The organism is Paenibacillus allorhizoplanae (assembly GCF_927798215.1).
GTDB classification, from domain to species: Bacteria; Bacillota; Bacilli; order Paenibacillales; family NBRC-103111; genus Paenibacillus_E; species Paenibacillus_E allorhizoplanae.
Window position 1 is genome coordinate 40,985 of the sequence record NZ_CAKMMW010000009.1, and the last position, 10,904, is coordinate 51,888.

10 protein-coding genes are annotated in these 10,904 nt (G+C 45.3%); 3 read left to right on the plus strand and 7 right to left on the minus strand.

Annotated features, from left to right (window positions below; translation table 11 throughout):
• The first annotated feature begins 52 nt into the window (after positions 1–52).
• Together corA and L6I86_RS16295 are read left to right on the plus strand one after the other, a co-directional pair.
• A complete protein-coding gene (gene corA / locus L6I86_RS16290) occupies positions 53–1,003 on the plus strand; it encodes a magnesium/cobalt transporter CorA (protein ID WP_236288746.1) in 951 nt (316 codons plus the stop codon).
• Positions 1,000–1,908 (plus strand): AraC family transcriptional regulator, encoded by a 909-nt coding sequence (locus L6I86_RS16295; RefSeq protein WP_236288748.1) that lies wholly within the window; start codon positions 1,000–1,002, stop codon positions 1,906–1,908. Before corA ends, L6I86_RS16295 begins: the two co-directional genes overlap by 4 nt.
• 274 nt (positions 1,909–2,182) lie before the next feature.
• On the opposite strand, the gene L6I86_RS16300 is transcribed toward L6I86_RS16295, so the two are convergent.
• Positions 2,183–3,871 carry a hypothetical protein gene (locus L6I86_RS16300; protein WP_236288750.1) on the minus strand — a complete coding sequence of 563 codons (1,689 nt, stop codon included), beginning with the start codon at positions 3,869–3,871 and terminating at the stop codon, positions 2,183–2,185.
• Between the two features lie 3 nt (positions 3,872–3,874).
• Complete coding sequence (locus L6I86_RS16305; RefSeq protein WP_236288752.1) at positions 3,875–4,924, minus strand: glycoside hydrolase family 88/105 protein; 1,050 nt, start codon at positions 4,922–4,924, stop codon at positions 3,875–3,877.
• A 192-nt stretch (positions 4,925–5,116) separates the two neighbouring features.
• On the opposite strand from L6I86_RS16305, the gene L6I86_RS16310 reads away from it, so the two are divergent.
• Entirely contained in the window at positions 5,117–5,722 is a 606-nt protein-coding gene (locus L6I86_RS16310) for a hypothetical protein (protein ID WP_236288754.1), read from the plus strand.
• 336 nt (positions 5,723–6,058) lie between these two features.
• Here L6I86_RS16310 and L6I86_RS16315 read toward each other — a convergent pair whose 3' ends face one another.
• The 5 genes from L6I86_RS16315 to L6I86_RS16335 form a co-directional block, all read right to left on the minus strand.
• The gene (locus L6I86_RS16315; protein WP_236288756.1) at positions 6,059–6,874 is read right to left on the minus strand and encodes a carbohydrate ABC transporter permease; all 816 of its coding nucleotides are present in this window, start codon (positions 6,872–6,874) and stop codon (positions 6,059–6,061) included.
• 15 nt (positions 6,875–6,889) lie between these two features.
• Positions 6,890–7,783, minus strand: coding sequence for a carbohydrate ABC transporter permease (locus L6I86_RS16320; protein ID WP_236289052.1), 894 nt, complete (start codon positions 7,781–7,783; stop codon positions 6,890–6,892).
• 121 nt (positions 7,784–7,904) lie between these two features.
• Complete coding sequence (locus tag L6I86_RS16325) at positions 7,905–9,236, minus strand: ABC transporter substrate-binding protein (protein WP_236288758.1); 1,332 nt, start codon at positions 9,234–9,236, stop codon at positions 7,905–7,907.
• 11 nt (positions 9,237–9,247) lie between these two features.
• Positions 9,248–10,126 carry an HAD-IIA family hydrolase gene (locus L6I86_RS16330; RefSeq protein WP_236288760.1) on the minus strand — a complete coding sequence of 293 codons (879 nt, stop codon included), beginning with the start codon at positions 10,124–10,126 and terminating at the stop codon, positions 9,248–9,250.
• Between the two features lie 220 nt (positions 10,127–10,346).
• Entirely contained in the window at positions 10,347–10,895 is a 549-nt protein-coding gene (locus L6I86_RS16335; protein ID WP_236288761.1) for a glycerol-3-phosphate responsive antiterminator, read from the minus strand.
• Positions 10,896–10,904 lie beyond the last annotated feature (9 nt).

Here is a 10,904-nt window from a genome sequence, read left to right on the forward strand (position 1 = left end):
ATGGTAAAATGAAGCAAATGCCTATGATAAAATGATATGCTAGGAGTCCTATATGATACGAACGCTTGCTGTCACAACCGATTATGCTGTGATCCACGATCTCCCTCTTGAGGAATTATCAGCCCCCACGATTCGGTGGTACTGGGTTGATTTCTATAATCCAGATGAAAAAGAAGCCTTAAATCTGAAGAATCATTTCCACTTCCATCCCCTCACTATCGAGGACTGCTTTCATTTCATGCAACGACCGAAAGTAGATCACTATCAAGACGTTCATTTCTTCGTCATGCACGCCATTGATCCTAAGACGCTGGATGCGGAAGAAGTGGATATGTATCTCGGCAGCAACTATATTGTCACTTTCCATTTGCATGAATCCCGAGAAATAGAAGATGCTTGGGCCCGAGTGTCCCAGCAAGAAAGTCTGCGAAATCAGGGGCAAATCCATGCTGCGTATTTAGTTCTAGATAATCTCGTCGATCAATACTTCCCTAGTGTCTATCAAATTGAGGACCTGCTCGATGATATGGAAAATAAAATGAATGCCGAAGCCATTGATGCTTTGATGAACCAAGTTTTTGAAATTCGTTCTCAGCTGTTGAAATTACGCCGTACCATCGTCCCGATGCGTGACCTGCTGTATCGAATCATTAGTTCGGATCGCATTGAACAGGTGCGTGAGCACCTCGTATTTTTCACGGATATTCACGATCATCTGCTCAAACTCTCTGAGATGGTGGACTCGAACCGTGAGATTACAGCGGATATTCGGGATAGTTATATCTCGCTCAACTCGAATCGGATGAACACGATTATGAAGACATTGACGGTCATTACGACGATTTTCATGCCACTGACGTTTATCGCTGGGCTGTATGGGATGAATTTTGCTTACATGCCTGAACTTGAATGGCATTGGGGATATTTCGCCATACTCGCTATCATGCTTGGCATTGGTATAGGCATGTTCGCCTGGTTCCAGAAGAAGGGCTGGTTTAAATGAGGATGGGAAATGAACCGATTAACTTCGCTATCGATGATTATACGAATCATTTTCTGGCTGCTTATCCCGTGCACTGTGAATATCGGACAATTCCGCTGGGGCAGGAGCAGCAGTTACTGCATTCGCATAACGGATACGAGATCTATCTGGTTTTACAAGGTACGGGCACTTATATCGTTGGTGATCGCTTGTATCCGCTTCATGCAGGCAGCCTTACGATCATTCATCCGAATGTCATTCATCGGCCATTCCACGGACATTGTAAAGAATTTCCTCGTTATGTCCTTTCTATTGATCAGTCCTATTTAGATCAACTGCACACCATTTGCAAACTGTCAGATTTATCCATTCCTCGGCTTCTTGCCGAGCTTCATCCGGATTCTAGTCACTATTTCTTGAGTACACAGCAATTGGATCGTGTGCAGACCATCTTCGCCGAGCTGACGAATTGTTTAACAGTACGTGATCGAAGCTATGAATTGGCTGTGTTGAAGCACATCGCCGACCTTTTCCTTTTTTCTTTTGGATTACAAAATGAGAACACGACAACGCTAACCACCGGCGACCAGTATCTCGTTGGTGATGTGCTTTCCTATTTGATTGCACATTATCAGGAGCCATTACACATTGAAGATCTCGTGCAACGTTTCCCGGTCTCAAGATCACAGCTTTTTACGTTGTTTAAAGAGACAACTGGAACGACGATTAAACAATTCTTGATTGAATATCGGCTGAATAAAGCGAAGCGATTGTTAATGGAGACCGATATAGCTATCTCGGAAGTCTCAGCTGCCGTTGGGTTTGGGGACATGTCGCATTTCTTCCACGTGTTCAAAAAGGAAACCGGCCTCACACCGAAGCAGTACCGGGTTGAGGCTTTTAGACGAAACATCAAATCTAACTAGCTGAAAGCTACTCCGAGGTAGTGAAATAACTGGATTTCATGTAGCTAATTTCGTACGATTCCACTCGAATTAGGAAGTAACTGGATTTTCTGAAGCTAAATTCGACCAAATGGTTCATTTTTCCCCGATTCGGCTTGATTACCTACATATAATCCATCTAAACTTATTTGGTGGCGATTCCGGCGAAATTAGCTGTACATTTTCCATTTAAACTTGCGAGTAATCGAAAAAGAAGCGCAAGAAAGCAATCCTGCACCTCTTATACACTCCCGCTTTACTGCACGCTTTCAAGCAAATACTGCGGCAACTGTACGCGATTATTCCGATAAAAGTCCCACGTCTTCCCTGGTGCTATCGGCACCGTGATCGACATCTGCTCCCCCTGAGCACCTCTTGTTGCTGTAACAGAATTGGCCCCGAGCTGAACATCAACCGCCGATAGCGTACCAGCAACCTCATCAAGCGATAACGCAAATATCCATACGGCTTTCTGAATCGCATGGAAATCAAAAGCCCTCTCCTCGCCCGCATAGATGACATAATCCAAATGAAGCTCATCTTCACTGCGTTCGACTGCAACCTCGAGTGCTCCGTAGTCCGACTCCTCCAGAACAGCTTCAACCCGCAGCTGCGTATCTCCTCCGAGCATCGTCGTCAGACTTTTCCCTTCCACAACAGTTGGTAGTTCAAGCTCTTCCAATTCCCCGCCGAGCAGCAACCGAATGCGTAAATCATTCGCTTGGAACTTGCCGTTAATTACATCTAGCTCTTGATGCCAAGCGCCATTATCTGTCGCCAAATTGAAGCCGAATAGCACCTGTTTGCGTGACTGCACGCCCGTATAAATAGCAGAGCAGAAGTCCTTCCCATCTTTCAGAAATTGCAGCTGCACGAACACTTTCTTCCCACCAACATCCACGAAGCCCAACAAGTTGCGACGCTGATTCCACATACTGCCGATCGTATAGCTTCCAAGTGAAAGCTTCTCATTTTGATACGTCGTCGCATAGTTCTGAAAGCCCGCTTCCGCTGCCATCATCGTTGGCTCCACGAAATACCTCTCCGCATTGGAGCTAAAATAAGCATGATACTTCTCTGGACATTGTATGCCCATCGATTCTTTGTTGAGCGCATTTCCTAGGAAATGCTTCTCTCGCTCTGTCATCAATGTGTAATAGGTCCGACTATATGGACCGCTCCATTCCCCAGTTGCTGGGTGGACATGCTTCGCAATCATCTCCCACGCAATGTCTAACAATTGCTCAGCAAGAACTACGGCCGTACGGGTAGCCGATTCTTGATAGATGCTATCCAATTCTTCAATCGCAATTGGCGAATAACAAGGACTGTTATACTCGGTAAAAGTGCCGATTCCTGACGTAAACACATGAAATCGCTTCAGCCGTTGCTCACCATAGCTCCGAATCTCGTTATCGCCCAACAGCTCACCGCCAACCAGCGTGACAAAAGCCCCCATAATGGCAATGTTCGTATAATGCGGCCCCACATCTCGTCGGATGATTGCTTGGCAAGCATGATAGATCGCTTTACGAATTTGTTCGATTAATGCCTCAGGAAGAGATTCTGCATAATTTTTCAAAATAAGAACCAATTTCTTTCCTTGGAAATCTGCCATGTTCCAGTCTGGGCGATCCATTTCATCCAGCGATTCTTCATAAAAGTAGGGCCAAATGCCATAAGTGGCTCGCGATGCATCCTTATCTTGCCGCTCCAGCACAACTTCAAGGATATCAGCCGCTCGTTGACTATTAGCCTGACCGCCATAGCGCAAAAGATCATAGGCATAACACGTTGATGGATACAGTTCGTACACCATTGGATGCGTCTCCGGCTTAAGTGCCGTATGATACGTCGACATGAGCGGGGTTCGAATTAACTTAACAACTTGATCAAACTTTAATTCCTTCGCTCGAATAACCTCCAAAAGCTCCTCACTACTCATAACTTACTTCCCCTCTCGCAATACCTCAGCAAATAGCATCAACACTAGACCTTGTCCATATAACGTTGGATACGTTGAAATATCATCTTGGTAGGCCTGAATGGTTGGCATCACTGGCGTCCCGCCAGATACCCCCCTCACGATGCCTTCCTCCGTAATATAGGGCATAATCGAAGTAACCACTTGCTCCACAGCGGCAGCAGTTTCATCTAGAGAAGGAATTAACCCCAGCTCCATGCCTTTCATAAGGCCATAAGCAATTCCCGCGCTGCCCGACACTTCCCGATAAAAATGAGGTTGATCCATAACCGTGCTCCAAAGTCCGTCTTCCTGCTGATATGCAAGCAGCCCCGACATTAGGCGTCCGTATCGATCCTTAAGCTCATCCGGGATGGTAATAAGCTGATCAATCTCCTTCACGATCATTGGAATACCTGCAGCAATCCAAGCATTCGCTCTCGTCCATCTCGCCGCTGACATATGATTACTCGATCCGCAGTTCCAACCGTGGAAAAGAACATTCGTCTCTTCATCCTGCAGCAATCGAAGGTGGATTAGCACCTGCTTCAATGCTTCCTCCGCATAAATCTTATTGCCAACCAACGACGCTGTGCGCGCCAGAAACAGTACGGCCATAAAAATCGTATCCGCCCACACCTGCTCAGCGAATGCCACATTTTCGGTCACCGTATGCTCGAAGGCATCTTCGCGAGTTCGTGGTGTGTCCTTAATCAGCCACTCCGCTACTCGACTCGCTTCATCTCGGAACCAAGCATCATCCGTAATGCGGTATAAAGCTGGGAAAATGGCATAAGGCGCGATCGAATTGATCACCTTCGTGCCTTTCGCTTTTTCACTATTGTGCTTCACCCACTCCTGCAAAAAAGCCAATACTTCGGGATTAAGCGTTGCTTCGTAATATTCCAGCATGGCAATCACACCCACACCAGGCACCCAGTCCCAGTGATGAATGTCCATTCCCCATTCGCCAGAATGATCCTTTATCATTTCTTGCCATACCTTATTGGCGTGATATGCATACGTCGAATTCATTATTTAGGCAGCTCCTTTATATAAAAAGATTACCTAAAGAGTAGCATGATTCGCACGTGTCTTGCTTGGGCTTCCGTCCCAAAAACATGGGGAATCGTCCAGAAGAATAGATGGGATTTTCACAAAACTTTTCCAACCTCTCAATAACCGTTATAATACATGGATACAATTGGAAAATGGAGGTGCACGACGATGGGGTGGTCCGAATTGCATTTGATACCCAATGAATACAATGATGAAATGAAGAAAATTGATGAATCGCTTCTGCAACTGCTAACGGAGCGTAAATCCATTGCAAAAGGCAGACGATTTTACCCGAAAAAGGAAGTCCTCCAAGAATGGTCAACACGATTCGGTATTGAAATTCCACAAATTAACTGGCTGCTTAACAGTCTGAATGAGCATTACCCTGTCAGGCCGAATGAACCAGGTGACTTGGAGCACGTCGTACCCATAATGAAGAAAACCGTCGTCGGTGACTTTTCCTATACATTGACACATGCTATGCAGCATCAAAACAGCAGTATTGTCTATGTTGAAATCAAGCTCATACAACTCGATGGGCATTTTGGCAACTTCCGACCACAACTCCAACTTGATATCATAGGTGCTGAGCTCTATCGTGTCATGAGAAACGGTGCTAGTGGCGGCGGCGGGCAAACCCAAATAACCTACCTTGTCACACCGCGTTTACCTGACAACTTAGAGGGCTTACATTTTGCCTTAATTCCGTATGCCAGCCCGATGGAGTCTCCACCTAAAGAGATCATTTTGGATCAGGAAGTTCAATTTGAATAAAATGAGGGAAAAAGATCCATGCGGCCAGTACTCCCCCTTGTCCATATCGCTCTAACAGCAAAAAAAGCCCATACATTGGGCTTTTTTTGATTTCATATATAGTACGCTAGGAAAAAGGCCTTAAGCTAGGTCAATTCTTCTAAGTTACTGATCGCTACGGTAATCGTAAGTGCTGCAAGATATAAGGCTAGAGGTGTGCGTCTACGCTTTGCGCGTTTTTTACTCAAGCTTCATCCCTCCTGATTGTAAAATCTTTATAGGAAGATTTAACCAACCAGAATGGATATGAATCACCTTACCGGTTGTTTTCCAACCAGCGGACATAGCTTCACATCACTATTTAATACCCGAATGCATGAAACTTTCTACAAACTGACGCTGAAAAACGAAAAATACGATTAATAGCGGCAGGATGACCAACACGGTAGCCGCCGTTACCGTCCCCCATTGCGCCCCGGTCTCAAACGATTGAGCAAAAATCGCAATCCCGACCGTGAGCGGTCTCGTTTCAATAGAGTTCGTGATGATCAGCGGCCACATGAAATCGTTCCAGTGCGCGCTGACGGAGATTAAGCCAAACGCGATATAGGTCGATTTGGCTGAAGGCAGGTATACGTGCCAAAGAGTCTGCCACCAACGACAGCCATCCATCCTCGCAGCTTCGTCTAAATCGATTGGGATTTGCTTAAACGTTTGCCTAAGTAAGAAAACACTGAACGAGGATGCCCAATACGGCAGCATGATCGCCAGCTTCGTGTCAACCAGGCCCAATTCTTTCATAATCGTATAATTCGGAAAAATGAGAATGTCAGGCGGTATCATGATTTGGACAAGAAATAGCATGAACATAACGCCTCGACCTACGAAATTTAATCTGGCAAAAGCATACGCCGCAAGCGTAGCCGTAATCAGTTGTGCAGCCAGCACGCCAAGTACAATGATGATCGTATTGGAATAATAGCGAAGGAATGAGATGGTTTCCCAAGCTGTCTTGTAGTTTTGAAAGGTGGGATGCTGAACCGCAAAGGGGTTTACTCGGGTAATAACTTCACTAGACGGCGTAAACGAAGTAAAGACAGCCCATACGAGCGGTACAGCAAAAGCAATCGCCAGCAGCGCGATGACCAAACGATTAGTGACCCTTATGACCATGATGCTGACTCCTTTCTAGTAATGGATGCGTTTATCCAGAAATGCATAATTAAAGATGGAAATACTAAGTAAGATAACGAGCAGCACGACGGTAAGGACCGATGCTTTTCCCATATCCCAAAAGCTGAAAGCCGTCTCATAAATATGATATAACAGCAAATTACTTGCGTTATTCGGACCGCCTTTCGTCATAATGTACAGGTGATCTACCAATTTAAACGAATTCGTCGTCGCGATGACCATCACGAAAAGTGTTGTCGGCATTAAGAGTGGAAACGTCAGCTTACGGAAAGTTTGAAAAGGGCGTGCGCCCTCCATTTCCGCAGCTTCGTACACTTCTTTGGGTAAATTTTGCAAGCCAGCCAAATAAAAAATCATAAAAAATCCAGTTTCCTTCCATATCACCATCAGCATCATCGAAATGAGAACCCAATGCGGATCTCCTAGCCAATGCTGAGTCGGTATGCCAAACACACTTAAAAACTTATCGAGCAAGCCATAGCTGGGTGTATAAATAAACAGCCATATATTGGCGATAGCAATCATCGGAATGACCGTCGGATAGAAAAAGAGTGCACGCAGCAAACCTGTGCCTCTAAGTTTATTATTGACCCATACGGCTACATACATGGCTAGTAAAATACTCACCGGAACTGTGCCGATCGCAAGCAGCACATTATTTCTTAACACTTTCAAAAAAATATCGTCTTGAAAGACATGCACATATTGATCCAACCCGACAAACGTTTTGTCGGTGAAATCGGAGCTGTAGAAGCTCCAATAGATCGATTTTAAGATGGGGTAAAACGTAAATAAGCCTAAAAATAAGAGTGAGGGTATTAGCAATGCATAGGCGAAACTATTTTCTCTCCAGTTGATCTTCCTTTTTGTTCGAAGTGACGGTTGCATCAAGGAAATTCCCTCTTTCTCATAGGTCGTGAAAGCCTGAGGAAGGGAAGCGCAGGCCACTGAGATGGAGTTAACCTCCGTTAGCCGAACGCTTCCCTGCCGTTTGTACGTTTACTTGCTGCTATTTTTGAAAGCTTTTTAAAATGTCATCCGCTTGCTGTTGGGATTTATCCAAAGCTTCTTTCGGCGTCATCGTTCCTAGCAAAGCTGCTTGGATGTTATCGTTAAATAGCTTTGTTACTTGACCATTTTGGTATGTCGAAAGCTCGCTGTCCGCATATTGGAGTTGATCTCTAGCAACAGCCGCTTGCGGGAAATCCTTAATGTAGTTTTTCAGCTTTTCTGTCTCATAAGCAGCTTTCGTCGTGCCTACATAACCAGTATCGATTGACCATTGCGCTACACGATCTGGCTGTGTCAAGAACTGAATGAATTTAACGGATGCAGCTTTCCGGTCATCTGGAATATTTTTGAATACATACAGATTGCCGCCGCCTGTCGGTGAACCATATTTTTTGTTGGCTGGCAAGAACGCTACACCAAAGTTGAATTTCGCATCGGTTTTGACTTTGGTCAGATTTCCTGTTGTATGATACATCATAGCCGTTTTCCCACTAATGAAATCGGATGGCACGGTTGCCCACTCGAGTGTACCTTCTGGCATCACTTTATCCTTGCGACCTAAATCCGTGTAAAATTGCAGAGCTTCCTGCACTTCCGGTTTGTTAAAGAATACTTGCTTGCCGTCAGCTGAAACAATATTGGTGCCCGTTTGAAGGGATAGTGCTTGCGTCATCCAATACTGATAACCAGTGCTAGGGATTTCAAGGCCCCATTGCGATTTGTCACTGGTCGTGAGCTTAGCCGCATATTCCTTCAGTTCCGTCCAATTCGTAGGCGCCTTCTCTGGATCAAGACCTGCTTTTTTAAATAAATCCTTGTTGTAGTACAGCACGATCGTACTGCGTTGGAACGGCACGCTCCATACCGTATCCCCCGACTTGGTGTTCCCCATGAACGCTTCATAGAAGCCGTTAAAATACTCTTTGGAGAAGCGAGGAGTCAAATCTTCAATCGCTTTCATGGAAATCAAGCTGTACAAATCGGTCGAAAGCAGCACGGCTACGTCTGGCGAGTTGCCCCCCTGTACAGCTGTTGCAACCTTGGTCATCGTATCTTGATAGCTGCCGCCATATACGGGTTTTACCGTTATGGTTGGATTCTCTTTGTGGAAATCGTCAGCAAGCTGATCAATCAGCTTAGTAATAGGACCGCCTACCGCTACAGGAAAGTAAAATTGTAGCTCAACTGGCTTCGTGTTCGCTGTAGCTTCAGCGCTTGCCGTAGGTGTTGTCGGTGCTGCAGCCGTCTTGGTATCCGTAGTGCTCTCACCCTTCGCGCAAGCTGTTGCTACCAGGGTTACCATTAGTAATGATACGAGTGCTTTTTTCATTGTTTTTCCTCCTAAAGTTGATTAAATGTAATTTCACTAAGCTCTTGCAGAATATAATCAGGTTCAATGCCTGTCCTTTCGATGTCGTTCTTCGCGTCAGCACCAGTCAGTACTAGTGCGGTGTACATATCGTTCGAATTCCCGAATTGAATATCTGTGGATAACCGATCACCAACCATTAAGCATTGAGATGGCAAAATATGCAGTTGGTCGAAGGCCTTTTGCGCATAGTAAGCGGACGGCTTGCCGATCACATGGACGGTCTTCTGAAGGCTGGCTGTTTCCAGTGCTTTCACAAGCGACCATGTATCCGGGATCACACCATCGTCGATCGGACAAAAGGGATCCGGATTAGCAGCGATCAGCTTAGCCCCGTTTCGCAGGGCATTCACGCCCGCCGTTAGCTTTTCAAATGTAAACTGCCTGTCTAATCCGACAAGCACATGTGTTGCGAGCAGCGGATTCTCTGTCGTCTTTACTTGATTACGCGCCAATTCTTGCTCCATGGCCGCTTCACCGATCATCAGTACAATGGCATTCGGCTCAAGCTCTTGAAAAAACTTCCCGGCCACACATAAGGCCGTCAGTACTTCATCCACCTCGCAGGGAACGCCTAATTCGATAAGCCGCTGATGCACGCTTTCCTTGGTCCGAATCGTCGTATTCGTAACGAACATCACCGATTTGTCTTGCTCACGCAGCCAGTTCACGGTGCTCAATACACCCGGTAAGAGCTTACTGCCCGAATAAATGGTACCATCCAAATCGAATAAATAGCCTTGGAATGCATGCAACTCCTTACTGCTTTTCCTTGAATGTGTTCGCTGAAAATGCTGGGTAGTAATCTTGTCATCGATTCCACTTTCAGGAAATCTAGATGTATCTGCCACAGTACTGCCTCACTTTCAATAAAAATAACCCTTATCCAAAAAACACGAAAACAAGCCAATTCAGAGTATGACAAGCATGCTCCTGCTTATTTTCACATTTTCCTGGACAAGGGTTTTCTCCTGGTCTCGACCCGATGTTTCAGTTCGTGTGATATTCATAGTTTTACTATAAATGATAATTGTAAGCTGAAAATTATCGTAATTTAGTTATTTTGTAAACTTAGTGCCCACTCCACATACTTGGATCTCCAATGGAAATGTAATCTGCACCACTATCTAGTGCTTCTACAATTTCTTTTTCGTATCGAATAAGACCTCCGACAATCAACGGTTGTTTGATGGTGCTTTTCAATTCTTTAATCACTCTCGGCATTAAACCTGGCATGAGCTCAACTTCGTCCGGCTGTGTACTGTTGATCATTCGTACTGCTGTTTGTAGTGCAGCTGTATCAATAATAAAAATACGCTGTATGCTTTTGATGCCAGCTTGTCTAGCTGCTGCAACTGCATTGGACTTGGTCGTAACAATGCCGTCCACTTTAAACTTTTCGGCCAAATACCCTACCGCATGTGCATCCCGGCCAAGGCCGCCTACCATTTCAAGATGGACATACACTTGTTTGCCTGCGTAGTGAAGCTGTCCCATAATGGCTTCCAAATTTCCAATATGACCTGTCATTAGATTAACTCGGGTCACATCACTTTCAAGTACTTTCGCGAGCTGATCGTCTTTGGTCACCGATGCTATAATTGGATACTTCTTCAACATGCTCCCCCA